The organism is Marinobacter panjinensis, from assembly GCF_005298175.1.
Classification (GTDB): domain Bacteria; phylum Pseudomonadota; class Gammaproteobacteria; order Pseudomonadales; family Oleiphilaceae; genus Marinobacter; species Marinobacter panjinensis.
This window is the reverse complement of sequence record NZ_SZYH01000001.1, coordinates 2,340,201-2,356,131: the sequence shown is the minus strand read 5'-3', so window position 1 is coordinate 2,356,131 and position 15,931 is coordinate 2,340,201. Positions and strand designations below refer to the sequence as shown.

The window sequence follows — 15,931 nt, the reverse complement described above, 5'->3', positions numbered from 1 at the left end:
TGCCCGGAGCGAGGAGTTCGTTATGTCTGTTGAAGAAAATACATCCGCTCAGGGCACTGGCCCCGAGGGTGGGGTCGTCCTGCCTGACAAGGATGAAGATGTAGGCTTTACCTGGCTGGACCGGGCTATCGTCTGGCTGGGCAAGAAACTGAGCCTGGTGTTTGCGGTGATCGTGCTGGTGTCTTTCTACGAGATCATCCAGCGCTACGTTTTCGATGCGCCGACACTCTGGGTACATGAAACCGTCACCTTTGCCGGTGCCACGCTGTTCGTTATCGGCGGGCTTTATGCGCTGGCCACCGATCGACATGTCCGCATCGTGCTGATTTACGACGCGGTTTCGCCCCGTGTCCAGCGTTGGCTGCGGGTGGTACACCACCTGTTGGGCCTCGCCTTTTCCGGCATGCTGCTGTTTGCCAGTTGGTCGATGACCAAGGGAGCGGTTCTGGCTCCCTGGGGTGACATCCGCCTGGAAACCTCCGGCTCGGCCTGGAACCCGCCGTTCCCCGCACTGCTCAAGGTGATCATCCTGGTTGCGGTGGCCACCATGACGCTCCAGTTTGTGTTGCACCTGATCCGCGATCTTCGTGGCAAGGGAGATAACTAATGTTTGAACTTGCCTCCATGGGCATCGGCTACGGCAGCCTGTTGATGCTGGTCATGCTGATTGCCCTGTTGCTGACCGGTATGCAGCTGGCATTTGCCACCGGCCTGGTTGCTCTTGTTTTTGCACTGGGCTGGTTCGGCCCGGATGCCTTGCCGATTGTCAGCAGTCGCCTTTACAGCTTTATCGGCAACTATGTGTTCCTGGCTGTGCCCATGTTCGTGTTGATGGCGTCGCTGCTGGACCATTCCGGTATTGCCAAAGATCTGTTCGATGCCATGGCCCGCCTGGGGCGCAAACTTCGCGGTGGCGTAGCCGTCCAGACGCTGGTTGTAGCCGTCATCCTGGCGTCCATGTCCGGCGTCATTGGCGGCGAAACGGTGTTGCTGGGCATCCTAGCACTGCCGCAGATGCTGCGCCTGGGGTACGACCGTAAACTGGCCATTGGCACCACCTGTGCCGGCGGCGCACTTGGCACCATGCTGCCACCCAGTATCGTGCTGATTATTTACGGGTTGACCGCCAACGTCTCCATTGGTGACCTGTTCAAGGGTGCCTTCCTGCCTGCGCTGATACTGGCGCTGCTCTATATGGCGTATGTGTTGATCCGGGTCTGGCTGAACCCGAAGATGGCACCGCTACCTTCAGATCAGGACGCGCCCGAAACGCCGATGCCGAACTTCTTCAAGGCGCTGCTGTTTCCCCTGTTGTCGGTGGTTGTTGTGCTGGGCAGTATCTATGGTGGCGTGGCGTCAGTAACGGAAGCCTCCGCCCTGGGTGTGATGGGGATTGCCATCAGTACCTGGATTCGCGGTGAGCTGTCCCTTGCCATGGTGCGTAAGGCGACCATCAGCACACTGCGGGTGTGCGGCATGATCATCTGGATCGGTATCGGTGCTACGGCGCTGGTCGGCGTCTACAACCTTATGGGCGGTATCGATTTCGTCCGTGACATGGTCTTCGCTGTCAGTGGTGGCCATGGTCTGACCACAATCCTGTTCATGATGTTGATACTGCTGATCCTGGGCATGTTCCTGGACTGGGTTGGTGTTGCGCTGCTGACCATGCCGATCTTCGTACCGATCGTGACGGAGCTGGGCTACAGTCCGATCTGGTTCGGGGTGGTGTTCTGTATGAACATGCAGGTGTCTTTCCTGTCGCCTCCTTTTGGCCCTGCCGCCTTCTATCTCAAGACCGTGACGCCAAAAGACATTTCCCTGGGCGAGATTTTCCGCGCCCTGTTGCCGTTTATCGCGCTCCAGGTGGTGGCTCTGGGTCTGCTGATCGCTTTCCCCCAGCTGGCTCTATGGTGGCAGTGACATGAGTGACGTAAAAAATGTGCGTGAGACGCAGGAAACAAGGGTGCCCAAAGTGGTTGTAATGGGTGTGTCCGGGTGCGGCAAGAGCCTCACCGGGACCCTGCTGGCCAGCGAACTGGGGGTTCCGTTTTACGATGCGGACGATTACCACAGCCGCGCCAACGTTGAAAAAATGGCGGCCGGTATTCCGCTGACCGATGCGGACCGCCTTGGCTGGCTGGATGACCTGGCGAAGCTGATGCGAAGGGAAGAGGGCGGACTGGTTCTGGCCTGTTCGGCCCTTAAACGTGCCTACCGCGAGCGCTTGCGGAATGGCAACCCACAAGCTTGCTTTGTCTATCTCAAGGGGGATTTTGAAACCATCTGGGCGCGGCATTCCAGGCGCACGGATCATTACTTCAATGGCCGCGCGATGCTGGAGAGCCAGTTTCAGCTATTGGAAGAGCCGGGGGCGGATGAAAAGGCCGTTGTCGTCGATGTATCCGGCACGCCGGAACAGGTGATCGGCCACTGCCTGGCCCGGCTCGGGTATGATAGGCACCTTTGACCATTTTGGAGCAGTAGATGGTAAAGAATAAACGCCCCACATTGCAGGATATTGCAGACCGGGTTGGTGCCACCAAGATGACGGTCAGCCGTTGTCTGCGTGGCGCCGACAATGTCTCCGAGCCCATGCGGGAGCGAATCTTTGCCGAGGCGGAAGTGCTGGGGTACATCCCCAACCGTGCGCCGGACCTGCTTTCCAGGTCCACCAGCCATGCCATCGGTGTCCTGCTTCCGTCCCTGACCAACCAGGTGTTTGCGGATGTCATCAAGGGCGTGGAATCGGTCACCGAGCCTGCCGGTTATCACCTGATGCTGTCCCACTACGGGTACAGCTCCGAGATCGAGGAGCGCAGCCTGTCTTCCCTGTTATCGTACAACGTGGACGGTGTGATTCTCTCTGAAAGCCAGCACACCGAGCGTACGCTGCGGATGCTGCAGACCGCCGGGGTACCAACGGTGGAAATCATGGACACGCATTCGGCGCCGTTCGAGCAGGCTGTCGGGTTCGACAACGTCAGCGCCGCCCGGGACATGGTGCGGGAAATGATCCGGCTCGGGCGAAGGCGGGTGGTCTATCTTGCGGTGCGGCTGGATGCCCGAACTCTGCAGCGCCAGGAAGGGTACAGTCAGGCCATGGAAGAGGAAGGGCTGATACCGGTAACCCTGCGCAGCGAACAGCGTTCGTCTTTCAGTGTCGGCGCCACCCTGATGGCGAGAATACTGGAGGAGAACCCCGACACCGATGGCATCTTCTGCACCAACGACGACGTTGCCATCGGTGCGTTTTTCGAGTGCCAGCGCCGGGGCATCCCGGTGCCCGAGCGGATCGCCATCGCCGGCTTTCATGGTCACGATGTTGGTCGTGTCATGGTGCCACCACTGGCAAGCGTGATCACGCCACGGGAAGCGGTGGGCCAGCGAGCCGCCGAAGAGTTGCTTGCTCGCCTGGGTGGTGCCGGCATCAGCCAGCAGCGTATCGACCTGGGTTACCGGATTGAGCGTGGAGGCACCCTTTAGCTATTAGCCGTCGGTTTCCAGCCAGGCAGTCAACGCCTCACGACACTCCTCAACTCCCCGCTTTGACGTTGCCGAGAACATGACCAGGTGTTCCAGGCATTGAAACTCTTCCAGCTTTTTGGCGATGCCCATCATCGCCGTCTTGGCTTGCCCGAATTTCAGTTTGTCGGCCTTGGTGGCCAGAATCATCAATGGAAGCTTGTTATGTTCGCACCATTCCACCATCATTTGGTCGAAATCAGTCAGCGGGTGCCGGATATCCATGACCAGAATCAGCCCCCGCAGGCAGCGGCGGTCGTTCAGGTAGTGCCCAAGGTGCTTCTGCCAGTCGTCTTTCATGTCCCGTGAGACCTTGGCATAGCCATAACCGGGCAAGTCCACCAGCCGGCAGTTTTCCCGGTTGAGGGAAAAGAAGTTGATCAGGCGGGTGCGCCCTGGGGTTTTGCTGGTTCGGGCCAGTTTGCCATTGGTGGTAATGCAATTGATGGCGCTGGACTTGCCCGCGTTGGAGCGGCCGGCAAAGGCGACTTCAGCGCCATGGTCAGGAGGGCATTCCTCCAGGCGCGATGCGCTGGTCAGGAAGCGGGCGCTGTTAAAAGAGATGCTTTTTTGAGTCAGGTCAGATGACACGGGTGTTGATATTCCTATTGGATTTCAGTTGTCAGGGATTAATGTATAATGCTACACCAAATCCGGGCAGCACGCTGCGCGTTGCTGCTGATCAGCCCCGGTTTGTGCCTTTCGGGCCAGTGCCTGCCGGCTGCATAACGAAGAATACTTTTGGATGAGAGAAGCGGAGCGAGCATGAAAAAACTGATCGCAGGAGTTGTTCTCGGTGTTGGCCTCACAGCGATGGCTCACGGGGCAGGAGATCCTGAAGCAGGCGAAGCAAATGCAGCGGTGTGTGCCGGGTGTCATGGCGAAGGCGGAGCAAAGCCGGTGATGGCTGTGTACCCGAAGCTTTCCGGCATCGGGGAAAAATATCTGCACCAACAGCTGGTGCTGATCAAGGACAAGGAGCGCGAAATTCCGGAGATGACGGGTCTGCTGGATAGCATGTCCGATCAGGACTTGCAGGACCTTGCCGCGTACTTCAATGAGCAGGACATTGCTATTGCCCAGGCTAACCCTGATCTGGTGGATCAAGGGCAGGCGCTCTACCGCGGCGGCAACATGGCCTCTGGTGTTCCGGCCTGTGCCGGATGCCACAGCCCCCGGGGCATTGGTAACGAACCGGCGGGCTACCCCAGGCTCAGCGGTCAGACTGCCGAATATGTTGACAAGCAGCTCAAGGCCTACCGTGACGGTGATCGCGATGGCGGCCGCAATGCCTCCATCATGATGGACGTTGCTGCCAAATTGACCGACGCCGAGATCGAAGCGGTGGCCAGTTACGTTTCCGGCCTTAACTGATCGGTTCCGGTTATTCCGAAACCCCGCTCTGGCGGGGTTTTTTATTGGTTGCCACTCTTTAATCCCTGCCCGGTGGAACTTTTCAGGTCTGCTGGGTCATAATCCTCTTGAATCGTTCAACTTGATAACCGGAGATAATGAATGATCACAATAGTCCGGAACGCCGCATTGTCCATTCTGGCCATGTCTTTCGTGGTTCAGGCCAGCGCTGCCACCTGGGAAGAGGGCAAGCATTACCAGGAACTGGATAACCCGGTCAGAACGGCCAGTGACAGTGGTATCGAAGTGGCTGAAGTGTTCTGGTATGGCTGCCCTCATTGCTATACCTTCAAGCCCCTGATTGAAAGCTGGGTTGAAAACAGCCCTGAATACGTCAATTACGTGAACATACCCGCTGCCCTGGGTAAATCCTGGGAGCCCCATGCCAAGGCATTTTACGCCTTGCAGACGATGGGCGAGCTGGACAAGGTTCATGATGCCCTGTTTGAGGCATTGGCGGGGGAGCGTCGCCCGCTCAACTCAGGTGAAGCCCTGGCAGACTTCGTGGCTAATCACGGTGTCGATGGCGAAGAATTCCTCAAGAATTACAACAGCTTTGGCGTGAATGCCAAAATGCAGCAGGCTCAGGCCAAAATTCGCGGCGCGCGAGTAACCGGTACACCGACTATGATAGTTAATGGTAAGTATCGGATCACCGCCTCAATGGCCGGTGGCCATGAAGCGGTACTGGAGGTTGTTGATTACCTGGTTGAAAAGGAACGTGAAGGCCAGGACCAGTAAATGCCCGGGCCCGGTTACTATCCTTAGCCGGGCCCTGATTCAGAGCTGCCATCACAATGTATAATCGTATTCGCAAGCAGCTGAATGGTATTCTTAAAACGACGAATGGCCCCCGCGGGACCTGTTCTGGTGATGCTCATGTTCCGGAATTCGAGGCCCACCGCCATATCCGGCTGCTGACGTTTAATATCCAGGTCGGCATCAATACCTCCTCTTACCGCCACTACCTAACCCGCAGCTGGCAGCACTTTCTTCCCCACAGCAAGCGGAACCAGAATCTGGATCGCATCGCCACGTTGCTCAGCAACTACGATGTGATCGCGCTGCAGGAATGCGACGGCGGCAGCCTGCGTAGTGGTTATATCAATCAGGTGCAGTACCTGGCCGAGGCATCGGGCATTCCCTACTGGCATCAACAGCTCAATCGTAACCTGGGGCAGCTGGCACAACACAGTAATGGTCTGCTCAGTCGTTATCGACCTCTGGATGTTACCGAGCACCGGTTGCCGGGGCTGATTCCGGGGCGGGGGGCTATCGTGGCCCGATACGGGGTAAAGGAAGATCCTCTGGTGCTGGTGATGATGCACCTGTCCCTGAGCAAGGCGGCGCAGCAGCGTCAACTGGCCTACATTCAGGAGTTGATTTCCGAGTACCAGCACGTGGTTCTGATGGGTGACCTCAACAATCACGCGGAAGAGTTACTGAACAATACCCCGTTGAAGCACTCCAACCTGGTACCCCTGCCGAATACTGCTCACAGCTTCCCCAGCTGGCGCCCGGAGCGGGCGCTGGATCATATCCTGGTGAGCCCGAGCCTGGAGATTCGGCGCTCTGAGGTTGTCAGTTACCCGGTGTCGGATCACCTGCCGATCGCTATGGACATCAAGCTGCCAAAGGGCTATCTGGAAACCTTCTAGCATTTTTTGTCCTGGCCACAGGCATAAAAAAACCCGGCCGTGGCCGGGTTTTTTGTGGTCGCCATGATCTTACTTGATCTTGGCTTCCTTATACGCAACGTGCTTGCGGACAACCGGATCGTACTTTTTGATCTCGATTTTTTCCGGGGTGTTACGCTTGTTCTTGTTGGTCGTGTAGAAGTGACCAGTACCTGCTGATGAAACCAGCTTGATTTTCTCGCGCATGATGCGGCTCCTTAAAATTTCTCGCCGCGGGCACGAAGATCGGCCAGCACAGCGTCAATGCCTTTTTTGTCGATAACACGCATACCCTTGGTGGATACGCGCAGCTTTACGAAGCGCTTCTCTGATTCAACCCAGAAGCGATGGTTCTGCAGGTTGGGCAGAAAGCGACGACGTGAGTGGTTCATCGCGTGAGAAACGTTGTTACCGGTGACCGGCCGCTTACCGGTAACCTGACAGACTCTGGACATACTTGCCTCCGACCTGAGCTTTGGTCCTGAAAATGCGTATTTGATTCGTTTAATTGCGTCTCTGGTCGCTACCTGCGCCGCAAAATTGCACGCTGCCCGCCAGACGCCGCCAGTAAAGGGACGCTTTTATACCAGAACTGCTGCCCCAACGCAAAAAATTGTTGGGAATTTGGCCAGTTTTCCGGTGAAATCCGGGCCGGCTTACATCAGCCCCCGTTCAGCCAGAGATATTACCTCACCATGGCCGACAACCATATGGTCAAGAACCCTGATATCCACCAGGCCCAGCGCTTCCTTCAGCCGTCTGGTCAGGGAAATATCGGCCTGGCTGGGTTCTGCCACGCCGGAGGGATGATTATGGGCGAATATGACTGCCGCCGCATTGAACTCCAGGGCCTGTCTGACCACCTCCCTGGGATAGACCGCAGCGCCGTCTATGGTGCCCCGGAACAGTTCCCGGTATTGAATTACCCGGTGACGATTGTCGAGGAAGAGCCCCGAGAATACCTCATGGGGGTAAGTGCCAAGCCGGCTGCACAGAAAGCGGCGGGTGTCCTCCGGCGAGCGTAACGGGTCACCCTGGCGCAGAGGCTCATCCATCACCCGGCGGGCCATTTCCATCGCCGCCTGTACCTGGGCGTATTTTGCCGTACCCAGCCCTTTCACGTCGCAGAATTGCCGCCTGGAGGCCGTCATCAGACCCCGCAGGCCGCCGAAATTCTCTGTTAAATGACGGGCCAGTGCCATAACCGGCATACCGGGAGTGCCGGTGCGTAGAAAAATCGCCAGCAGTTCGGCATCGGACAGGCTTCCGGCACCGTGGGCCAGCAGTCGTTCCCTTGGGCGTTCGTCGCATGGCCAGTCGGTATTGGGCATGAGTTGAGTCCTTTCCATGGTTGTTTGCGCTTCCTGCGCTTGCATCTTCAACAGAATTCTACCATGCCGGACAGGCTGCCGGCAGCGCTCTGGCATGGTATCTTATAAGCCTTTCATTTTGTGATGGATACGGAGCCGTTATGGCCGCTAAACGAATCCTGTTGGGTGTGACCGGTGGTATTGCTGCCTATAAGAGTGCGGAGCTGGTCCGGCTGTTGAAAAAATCCGGCCATGAGGTACGGGTGGTAATGACCCGGGGTGCCGAGGCCTTTGTCACACCGCTGACCTTCCAGGCGCTCAGCGGCGAGCCGGTCCGGACGTCTCTGCTGGATCCGGAAGCGGAGTCCGGCATGGGGCACATAGAGCTGGCGAAATGGGCAGACCAGGTTGTGATTGCACCTGCTTCTGCCGATTTCATCGCCCGCCTGGCCCAGGGTATGGCGGATGATTTGCTGACCACCCTGTGTTGCGCCACTGAAGCACCGATTGCCGTGGCCCCGGCAATGAACCAGGCAATGTGGGGTAATGGCCGCACCCAGCGCAATATTGCTTTGCTGGAATCGGACCCGCAGGTCAGCCTCTGGGGCCCGGATCAGGGCGCGCAGGCCTGTGGTGATACAGGCCCGGGCAGAATGCTGGAGCCTTCGGCACTGCATGACCTGGTTACCGGCACCGCCTTCGGCGTGCTGACCGGGAAGCGTGTGGTCATTACCGCGGGGCCCACCCGTGAGCCCATCGATCCGGTGCGTTACATCAGCAATCACAGTTCCGGCAAAATGGGTTATGCCCTCGCTGCCGCTGCCCGGGCAGCCGGTGCAGAGGTGATTCTGGTCAGTGGCCCGGTGTCCCTAGTCGCACCTGCCGGTGTGGAGGTTCGCGGCGCGGTGACCGCACAGGATATGCTGGAAGAGGCCGGCAGGGCAGTCGACGAAGGCTGTGATCTGTTTATTGCCACCGCGGCGGTAGCCGACTATCGGCCGGACACCTGCGCCGGTGACAAGATCAAGAAATCGAACGAAAATATGAGCCTGTCACTGGTGCGCAACCCTGATACCCTCGCAACCATAGCCGCCCGGGGCGATGCCCCGTTTACCGTTGGCTTCGCGGCAGAAACTCGCGACGTTGAGCACTACGCCCTCGACAAACTGACACGGAAAAAGCTCAATATGATCGTGGCGAACGACGTCTCGGCGCCGGGGATCGGATTCAATAGTGACAACAATGCCGTTACCGTCTTCTGGCCCCAGGGGCGTGAGGCGATTGGCCCCGGCCCGAAGGCTGTCCTTGCACAGCGGCTGATTGCCCTGATTGCAGACCAACTCACTGAAAAGGCTGGCCCGACCGGCGCTTTCTGACAAGGAAAATCGATGACCCGCAAAACATTTCAGGTACGCATTCTGGATGACCGAATTGGTAATACGGTGCCTTTTCCCCATTACGCAACAGAAGGCTCAGCCGGTCTTGATCTGCGTGCCTGCCTTGATGCGCCTCTTACCCTGAAGCCGGGGCAGACCGAACTGATAAAAACCGGCCTCTCTATACACATCGCCGACCCGTCGCTGGCGGCAATGATTCTTCCCCGCAGCGGGTTGGGGCACAAGCATGGCATTGTCCTGGGCAACCTGGTGGGGTTGATTGACTCCGACTATCAGGGCGAGCTGATGGTGTCCTGCTGGAATCGCGGGCAAACCGAATTCACCATTGAGGTAGGCGAGCGCATTGCCCAATTGGTGCTGGTGCCTGTGGTGCAGGCAGACTTTGAAGTGGTGTCTGTTTTTGATGCCAGTCAGCGCGGGGACGGCGGGTTCGGTTCAACAGGTACCCGCTGAGCTTGCACGCGCAGAACCGTACTCAGGGGCTATACTTCCCTGATAAATGAAGAATCCGGGCGAAAATGACACCAGCAGGATGGACTATGAAGCTTGGCAAAAAGAAGAACTCTGATGAGGCCACACCTGACAAGAACCCAGACAGGAAACCGGCAAAAAAACAGAGCAAAGACAAGAAATCGGCAAATGGCCCGCGTCATAAGCGGCTAAGTTCTGTTTCTGTCAGCCAGGCTCTGGTTGTTGTCTTAGCGGGGGTGATATCGGCTGCCCTGCTTTATTTTCTGTTTGCCGCACCTTCCGAGGCCCGTCGCTATGAAATGCAGGCCGCTCTTGAGGCCGACACGGCTGCGGTCAGGATTAACCAACAGCTTTCGCTGCTTCAGTCTGCGGTGGAGGGCATAGCCGCCCAGGATCATGTGCGGGCTGCACTGCGTGGTGAGGCATCCACTGAAGAGACGGCTGCGGATCTTGTCGGGACCTTGCCGGCGATCGAGGCGGTGTACCTGTTTCCTTATGGGGAGATTCCCCGCAGTGCCAGCGAACCTACCCTGGGTTTTGCCGGCCTGGATCTTGCCCGGCGGGCGGAAACCGGCCAGAGGCTCTATCCGGATGCCTTCCCGCGGGACGGGCAATGGTACCTGCAGATGGCCGCCCCGGTTCGCAACCCCCAGAGCCGTGCTGTTGTCGGCAGTGTGCTGGTGGTTTTCAGTACCGCGCAGTTGCAACCACTGATGACGGGCATCAACCAGGAACTGGGCGGGCAGTTCTCGCTGATACAGTCCGTTAACGGTTCGAACCGCACCATTGTGAGTCAGGGTAGCGGCAATGGTCCGGTCCAGGCCCGTGAGCTCACCAACCCGGACTGGGAGCTCCAGTACCGGCCCGCCTCAGCCCCGGCTCCGCTGTTCAACAGCACGCTGGCGATAATCCTTGCACTGGTTCCTGCGGTGATTGCAGCGATTGTGGTCTGGCTGCTCCTGGGTAGTGCCCAGAGAGGGCTGCGGCAGGATGTTACCGTGCTGATCCAGTGGGCCCACAAGGTATTTGGTGGCGAAAGGATAAAACCACCCACGCTGAAGTGGGACATGGTGGCCTCGACCGCTGAAGTGCTTCACCGGCTCTCCCAGGTGGTGGAAAAACGTGTGGCCAAGGCCGGCGAATCGGCGCGTCCGAAGCCGGGCAGTGGCGGGCAGGCGACAAAGCCCGCCGCCGACGAGCCACTGTTCCAGGACAAGGATATGCTCGATATCGATATGCTGGACGGTGACGACGACGTACTGGGGTTTGGTGGTTCCGGTGGCGCGGAAGACACGCCGGACGTAGAAGAAGTGCAATTACCGGAAGCAGAGGTTTCCGACACCATATTCCGGGCTTACGACATCCGCGGCATTGTTGATGAAACCCTGACGCCCGATATCGTAACGGTGATCGGGCGCGCCATTGGCAGTGAGGCCATAGCACGCGGCATGGACAGCCTGTGCATCGGCTACGATGGCCGTCATTCCAGCCCCGAACTGGCCGACGCCCTGGCCAGGGGGGTCATGGCGACCGGGTGCAATGTCGTTCACGTAGGCGCGGTGCCAACCCCCGTGCTCTATTTTGCCACCCATGAACTGGGTACCGGTTCCGGCGTCATGGTCACCGGCAGCCACAACCCGGCCAACTACAACGGCCTCAAAATCATGCTGGGGGGCGAAACCCTGTCCGGTGACGCCATCCAGAAGCTGTTGCAGCGAATCCGTACCGGTGATTTCGTCAGCGGTCATGGCAGCCAGTCTTCGGAAGATGTGCGCCGTGGGTACCTGGATCGCATCGTTGGTGATATTGCGGTGGCCGCTCCCCTCAAGGTGGTGCTGGATGCCGGCAATGGCATTGCCGGTGAACTCGGGCCGCTGCTGATCGAAGAACTGGGCTGCGAGGTAATTCCACTCTACTGCGACGTGGATGGCAACTTCCCCAATCATCATCCCGACCCGGGCAAGCCGGAAAACCTGGCAGATCTGATCGAGCGTGTGAAGGCCGAAGGCGCAGACATCGGCCTTGCCTTCGACGGCGATGGCGACCGCCTGGGTGTGGTGACCAACACCGGCAAGATTATCTGGCCCGACCGGCTGCTGATGCTCTTTGCCCGGGATGTGGTGTCACGTAATCCCGGTGCCGACGTGCTTTACGACGTGAAATGCAGCCGCCGTCTGGCCGGGGTGATTTCCGAGGCGGGTGGACGGCCGATCATGTGGAAATCCGGCCACTCCCTGATGAAAGCGAAGATGAAGGAAACGGGAGCCCTGTTGGCCGGCGAGATGAGTGGCCATATCTTCTTCGGTGAGCGCTGGTATGGCTTTGACGATGGCCTGTACTCCGCCGCCAGGCTGCTGGAAATCCTGGGTATCGAGGACCGTCATTGTGATGAGGTCTTTGAGGATTTTCCCGAGGACATCAGTACGCCGGAGCTGAATGTGGCTGTATCAGAAGACACCAAGTTCGCGTTAATGGAGCGCCTGGGCAAGGAAGGCAACTTTGGTGAGGCGAACATCAGCACCATTGACGGTATTCGTGTGGAATATACCGATGGCTGGGGCTTGTGCCGTGCTTCCAATACCACACCGGCGCTGGTACTTCGTTTTGAGGCGGAGACGGAGCAAGCTCTGGAGCGCATCAAGGCCGTTTTCCGGGAACAGCTGCAGAAAGTGGCGCCGGATCTTGTCGCGGATTTCTGACGGCTCTGGAATAATCGCAAAACCCATGATGAGATTTCTGACCAACAAGGCAATATGAATGGCTCTGGATCGTGAAACAGCAATGCAGGTGTCGGCAGTACTGAGTAAGGGCCTGCCCTATATTCAGCGGTTTACCGGCAAAACAGTCGTGATCAAATACGGCGGCAACGCCATGGAAAACGAGGAGCTGAAAAGCAGCTTCGCCCGGGATGTGGTGCTGATGAAACTCGTGGGTATCAATCCCATTGTGGTCCACGGCGGCGGGCCACAGATAGGTGAGTTGCTGGAGCGCCTCAACATCAAGTCCAACTTCGTGAACGGCATGCGGGTCACCGACAGCCAGACCATGGATGTGGTGGAAATGGTGCTGGGCGGCCAGGTGAACAAGCAGATTGTCTCCCTGATCAATTCACACGGCGGCACCGCCGTGGGCCTGACGGGCAAGGATGCGAATCTGATTCGCGCCCGCAAGCTGGAAGTCATGAACCGCTCTCCCGAACTCGAGCGCCCGGAAATCATCGATATTGGCCATGTGGGTGAAGTGGACAGCGTCAACGTCGACGTTATTGAAATGCTCACCCGCAGCAATGTGATTCCGGTGATTGCACCTATCGGTGTTGGCCCTGACGGCGCGTCTTACAACATCAACGCGGATCTGGTGGCGGGTAAGGTGGCCGAAGCCATGAAGGCTGAAAAGCTGATCCTGCTGACCAACGTCTCGGGCCTCAAGAGCAAGGACGGCAAGGTGCTGACAGGATTGACAGCGAAACAGGTCAACGAACTGATCGAAGACGGCACCATCCACGGTGGCATGCTGCCGAAGATTCGCTGCGCCCTGAGTGCGGTGGAGAACGGCGTTCGTACCTCCCATATCATTGATGGCCGTGTGGCCCATGCCACGTTGCTGGAGATCTTCACGGATGAAGGTGTGGGTACGCTGATATCCCGTAACTGATGACGCCCGAGAGGAACGATTCATGAAGCGCCTGTTCACCTTTCTGGTTGTCCTGGCCCTGATCGGCTACCTGTCATTCAAGGGTGCAGTCTGGTGGCTGGCGGATCAGCGTCTTGCCGAGGCCCGCAAGGCAGTGGAAGGCGCCGGTGTGATTGACCGGGGTGAGATCCGTTCTGGTATTGCGGGTCGGCTGGTGCTGGGTAACGGCGGTTATCAGGATTTCCGCCTGACCCAACCCGTTGAGTTTGACCGTTTGATGTTCGATGCCGGCTCCCCACTGGCGCTGCTGAGCGCGTTGCTGGATCCGGCAGATCTTCCAGGACACTGGTCCCTGCAAGCGGAAAATCTGCGCCTGAAACTGGATACCAACATGTTCCGCAACTGGGTGACTGCCGGCAGTGATGTGACCCCGGCGCTGTTTTCTCCGGTTTGCGGTCCCGACCATCGTCAGCACCTGGGGAGCGGTGACCTGCTTCGGCTGGGGGTCTCCGGGGTGTCTGGTGAAGCGCTGGTTATCCAGCGTGTGGACGGTGTTTACGGTGAACTGACAACCGTCAATGCCGGCAGCGTAGACGTGGACTGGCCAGGGGCAAGGCTCAATCCGCTGGACCTGCCCGGAATTGCAGAGTCCACCACCTCGGTAATGACGGTGACGCTGCGTGACGGCGGCCTGATGCGCCGGGTGGCAGCCTATTGTTCCCGGGAATCCGGAGTGGAGACCGGCGAATGGACCAGCATTGTTATGGATGCCTTCAGCGAAGCGCTCAGGGCCCGTGGTTTCAGTGCCAGTGACCAGCTGCTGGCACTGTATCGACAGTGGCTGACCGAAGGTGGTGAGCTGACTCTGGAAGTGGATCCGTCGGCCCCGGTGTGGGGTGTGCCCGTGAGGGGCGGCGGGGAAGCGGAAGGCGCCAGTCTGGATGTCCGCTATAACCGCTCGCAAGTGCCGGACGTCTATCTGACCCGCGTGGAACCGGAATTGCCGGAGCGGCCGGACGCCATGTTGGAGCCGGTTGTCACCGGTGGTGGCATTGATGACAGCGCCGACATTGTCGCCGGTTGGAACGCCAGGGACAAAGACGATGCTGAATCCTGGATCGGACAGACGGTGAGAGTCACCCTGGAGAATGGTAACGTTGTAGAAGGCCGCCTGGTGAGTGTCGGCGACTCGCGGATGGAAATCGCGCGGCTGACCGATGGTGGCGAGGTTGCCTATCCTCTTGCCATTAGACTGATTGCAACTTTTGAGGTCTGGCGTCGCGGCCAGACCCGCTAGCCCGGAGACGGGGCGGAGATTTATCTATGTCCGGATCCACACAACATTTGCCTGGCGTTCGCGAGATGCTGACGAAGCTGATCTCTCAGCCCTCGATCAGCAGTGCCTCTGCAGAATGGGACCAGAGCAACGAGCCGGTGGTGCGCACCCTGGCCGAATGGCTGGAGCCCATGGGCTTTAACGTCGAGCTGCTTGAAGTTCCGGGTATGCCCGGCAAATACAACATGATCGCCACCCTCGGCAGCGGCCCCGGTGGCCTGGTGCTCTCCGGTCACACGGATACCGTGCCCTTTGACGACAAACGCTGGCAGAGTGACCCGTTTACCCTGACCGAGCGGGACGACCGCTGGTACGGTCTGGGCACCTGTGACATGAAAGGCTTTTTCCCGCTGGCCATCGAAGCGGCGCGGGCCTTTGTGGGTGAGGAACTGAAGCAGCCGCTGATCATCCTGGCCACCGCCGACGAAGAAAGCTCCATGAACGGCGCCCGCGCGCTCGCCGAAGCCGGCCGCCCCAAGGCCCGCTATGCCGTTATTGGCGAGCCTACTGGCCTCAAACCCGTGCGCATGCACAAGGGCATCATGATGGAGCGGCTGGTATTCGAAGGCCAATCCGGCCACTCCTCAGACCCCTCCCTGGGCCGCAATGCCATGGAAGGCATGCACGAGGCACTCGGCGAACTGCTGGCCTTGCGTTCGGGTTGGCAGGCACAGTACAGCAACCCCAATTTCAAGGTCCAGGTGCCCACCATGAACCTGGGCTGCATCCACGGCGGCGACAACCCCAACCGCATCTGTGGCCGTTGTGAACTGCACTTCGACCTGCGGCCGCTGCCGGGAATGGATATGAACACGCTGCGCCAGGAAATACTCCACAGGTTGCAGCCTCTGGCGAAAAAACGTGAGCTTTCAATGGAATTCGAGCCGCTATTCGACGGCGTACCGCCGTTTGAAACCCCGGCCGATGCCCAACTGGTTCGCGCCTGCGAAAAACTCACAGGCCACACGGCAGAGGCGGTAGCTTTTGCCACTGAAGCCCCCTGGTTACAGAAACTGGGACTGGAAACCCTGGTCATGGGCCCCGGCTATATTGACCAGGCCCACCAACCGGACGAGTTTCTGGAGCTGTCACAACTGGACCCGGCTGTAAGAATCCTCAAGGGACTGATTAAAGAGTTCTGTCTTTAATCCGTAGGAAGGCTCCAGAAGC

At 58.6% G+C, this 15,931-nt stretch carries 17 protein-coding genes; 13 read left to right on the top strand and 4 right to left on the bottom strand.

The genetic code is table 11. The features are described 5' to 3' along the window. The first annotated feature begins 22 nt into the window (after positions 1 to 22). From FDP08_RS10875 to FDP08_RS10860, 4 genes are read left to right on the top strand one after another with little or no spacing between them, the layout of a single operon-like run. On the top strand, positions 23 to 607 hold the full coding sequence (locus FDP08_RS10875) for a TRAP transporter small permease subunit (RefSeq protein ID WP_228263282.1): 585 nt from the start codon (positions 23 to 25) through the stop codon (positions 605 to 607). Next, positions 607 to 1,923: a TRAP transporter large permease gene (locus FDP08_RS10870; protein WP_137436181.1), complete on the top strand. Its 1,317-nt coding sequence runs from the start codon at positions 607 to 609 to the stop codon at positions 1,921 to 1,923. Before FDP08_RS10875 ends, FDP08_RS10870 begins: the two co-directional genes overlap by 1 nt. A 1-nt stretch (position 1,924) precedes the next feature. Further along, positions 1,925 to 2,470, top strand: coding sequence for a gluconokinase (locus tag FDP08_RS10865; RefSeq protein ID WP_228263281.1), 546 nt, complete (start codon positions 1,925 to 1,927; stop codon positions 2,468 to 2,470). A gap of 17 nt (positions 2,471 to 2,487) precedes the next feature. Beyond that, positions 2,488 to 3,486: a substrate-binding domain-containing protein gene (locus FDP08_RS10860; protein WP_137436180.1), complete on the top strand. Its 999-nt coding sequence runs from the start codon at positions 2,488 to 2,490 to the stop codon at positions 3,484 to 3,486. A 3-nt stretch (positions 3,487 to 3,489) separates the two neighbouring features. Here the strand turns inward: FDP08_RS10860 and yihA are convergent, their stop codons facing one another. Beyond that, entirely contained in the window at positions 3,490 to 4,116 is a 627-nt protein-coding gene (yihA, locus tag FDP08_RS10855) for a ribosome biogenesis GTP-binding protein YihA/YsxC (RefSeq protein WP_137436179.1), read from the bottom strand. A gap of 174 nt (positions 4,117 to 4,290) precedes the next feature. Between yihA and FDP08_RS10850 the strand changes: the two genes are divergently transcribed. The 3 genes from FDP08_RS10850 to FDP08_RS10840 all read left to right on the top strand — a co-directional run bounded on the left by FDP08_RS10850 (position 4,291) and on the right by FDP08_RS10840 (position 6,596). After that, positions 4,291 to 4,899, top strand: coding sequence for a c-type cytochrome (locus FDP08_RS10850; RefSeq protein ID WP_137436178.1), 609 nt, complete (start codon positions 4,291 to 4,293; stop codon positions 4,897 to 4,899). A gap of 141 nt (positions 4,900 to 5,040) precedes the next feature. Further along, positions 5,041 to 5,679, top strand: coding sequence for a thiol:disulfide interchange protein DsbA/DsbL (locus FDP08_RS10845; protein ID WP_137436177.1), 639 nt, complete (start codon positions 5,041 to 5,043; stop codon positions 5,677 to 5,679). Positions 5,680 to 5,735: 56 nt separating this feature from the next. Next, positions 5,736 to 6,596: an endonuclease/exonuclease/phosphatase family protein gene (locus FDP08_RS10840; protein WP_137436176.1), complete on the top strand. Its 861-nt coding sequence runs from the start codon at positions 5,736 to 5,738 to the stop codon at positions 6,594 to 6,596. A 69-nt stretch (positions 6,597 to 6,665) separates the two neighbouring features. Here FDP08_RS10840 and rpmG read toward each other — a convergent pair whose 3' ends face one another. From rpmG to radC, 3 genes are all read right to left on the bottom strand, one after another. Beyond that, on the bottom strand, positions 6,666 to 6,821 hold the full coding sequence (gene rpmG / locus FDP08_RS10835; RefSeq protein ID WP_007153739.1) for a 50S ribosomal protein L33: 156 nt from the start codon (positions 6,819 to 6,821) through the stop codon (positions 6,666 to 6,668). An 11-nt stretch (positions 6,822 to 6,832) separates the two neighbouring features. After that, entirely contained in the window at positions 6,833 to 7,069 is a 237-nt protein-coding gene (gene rpmB, locus FDP08_RS10830) for a 50S ribosomal protein L28 (RefSeq protein ID WP_027829915.1), read from the bottom strand. A gap of 201 nt (positions 7,070 to 7,270) precedes the next feature. Next, positions 7,271 to 7,945: a RadC family protein gene (gene radC / locus FDP08_RS10825; RefSeq protein ID WP_137437298.1), complete on the bottom strand. Its 675-nt coding sequence runs from the start codon at positions 7,943 to 7,945 to the stop codon at positions 7,271 to 7,273. A gap of 140 nt (positions 7,946 to 8,085) precedes the next feature. Here radC and coaBC point away from each other — a divergent pair, with 140 nt between their 5' ends. The 6 genes from coaBC (at position 8,086) to argE (ending at position 15,909) form a co-directional block, all read left to right on the top strand. Continuing rightward, complete coding sequence (gene coaBC, locus FDP08_RS10820) at positions 8,086 to 9,300, top strand: bifunctional phosphopantothenoylcysteine decarboxylase/phosphopantothenate--cysteine ligase CoaBC (protein ID WP_137436175.1); 1,215 nt, start codon at positions 8,086 to 8,088, stop codon at positions 9,298 to 9,300. A gap of 12 nt (positions 9,301 to 9,312) precedes the next feature. Continuing rightward, the gene (gene dut / locus FDP08_RS10815) at positions 9,313 to 9,774 is read left to right on the top strand and encodes a dUTP diphosphatase (RefSeq protein WP_137436174.1); all 462 of its coding nucleotides are present in this window, start codon (positions 9,313 to 9,315) and stop codon (positions 9,772 to 9,774) included. An 86-nt stretch (positions 9,775 to 9,860) separates the two neighbouring features. Next, positions 9,861 to 12,491, top strand: coding sequence for a phosphomannomutase/phosphoglucomutase (locus tag FDP08_RS20605; RefSeq protein ID WP_137436173.1), 2,631 nt, complete (start codon positions 9,861 to 9,863; stop codon positions 12,489 to 12,491). 58 nt (positions 12,492 to 12,549) lie between these two features. Beyond that, positions 12,550 to 13,446, top strand: a complete 897-nt coding sequence (argB, locus tag FDP08_RS10805) for an acetylglutamate kinase (protein WP_137436172.1) — start codon at positions 12,550 to 12,552, stop codon at positions 13,444 to 13,446. A 22-nt stretch (positions 13,447 to 13,468) separates the two neighbouring features. Beyond that, entirely contained in the window at positions 13,469 to 14,722 is a 1,254-nt protein-coding gene (locus tag FDP08_RS10800) for an LSm family protein (protein ID WP_137436171.1), read from the top strand. A 26-nt stretch (positions 14,723 to 14,748) separates the two neighbouring features. Further along, on the top strand, positions 14,749 to 15,909 hold the full coding sequence (gene argE, locus FDP08_RS10795) for an acetylornithine deacetylase (protein ID WP_137436170.1): 1,161 nt from the start codon (positions 14,749 to 14,751) through the stop codon (positions 15,907 to 15,909). Positions 15,910 to 15,931: the final 22 nt, after the last annotated feature.

Bases quoted from the DNA above. Each gene is read 5' to 3' on its own strand.
- argE (WP_137436170.1), top strand. From the start codon at position 14,749: ATGTCCGGATCCACACAACATTTGCCTGGCGTTCGCGAGATGCTGACG.
- FDP08_RS10870 (WP_137436181.1), top strand. From the start codon at position 607: ATGTTTGAACTTGCCTCCATGGGCATCGGCTACGGCAGCCTGTTGATG.
- FDP08_RS10865 (WP_228263281.1), top strand. From the start codon at position 1,925: ATGAGTGACGTAAAAAATGTGCGTGAGACGCAGGAAACAAGGGTGCCC.
- FDP08_RS10875 (WP_228263282.1), top strand. From the start codon at position 23: ATGTCTGTTGAAGAAAATACATCCGCTCAGGGCACTGGCCCCGAGGGT.
- FDP08_RS10845 (WP_137436177.1), top strand. From the start codon at position 5,041: ATGATCACAATAGTCCGGAACGCCGCATTGTCCATTCTGGCCATGTCT.
- FDP08_RS10840 (WP_137436176.1), top strand. From the start codon at position 5,736: ATGTATAATCGTATTCGCAAGCAGCTGAATGGTATTCTTAAAACGACG.
- rpmG (WP_007153739.1), bottom strand. From the start codon at position 6,821: ATGCGCGAGAAAATCAAGCTGGTTTCATCAGCAGGTACTGGTCACTTC.
- argB (WP_137436172.1), top strand. From the start codon at position 12,550: ATGGCTCTGGATCGTGAAACAGCAATGCAGGTGTCGGCAGTACTGAGT.
- rpmB (WP_027829915.1), bottom strand. From the start codon at position 7,069: ATGTCCAGAGTCTGTCAGGTTACCGGTAAGCGGCCGGTCACCGGTAAC.
- FDP08_RS10850 (WP_137436178.1), top strand. From the start codon at position 4,291: ATGAAAAAACTGATCGCAGGAGTTGTTCTCGGTGTTGGCCTCACAGCG.
- coaBC (WP_137436175.1), top strand. From the start codon at position 8,086: ATGGCCGCTAAACGAATCCTGTTGGGTGTGACCGGTGGTATTGCTGCC.
- FDP08_RS10860 (WP_137436180.1), top strand. From the start codon at position 2,488: ATGGTAAAGAATAAACGCCCCACATTGCAGGATATTGCAGACCGGGTT.
- FDP08_RS10800 (WP_137436171.1), top strand. From the start codon at position 13,469: ATGAAGCGCCTGTTCACCTTTCTGGTTGTCCTGGCCCTGATCGGCTAC.
- radC (WP_137437298.1), bottom strand. From the start codon at position 7,945: ATGCCCAATACCGACTGGCCATGCGACGAACGCCCAAGGGAACGACTG.
- dut (WP_137436174.1), top strand. From the start codon at position 9,313: ATGACCCGCAAAACATTTCAGGTACGCATTCTGGATGACCGAATTGGT.
- FDP08_RS20605 (WP_137436173.1), top strand. From the start codon at position 9,861: ATGAAGCTTGGCAAAAAGAAGAACTCTGATGAGGCCACACCTGACAAG.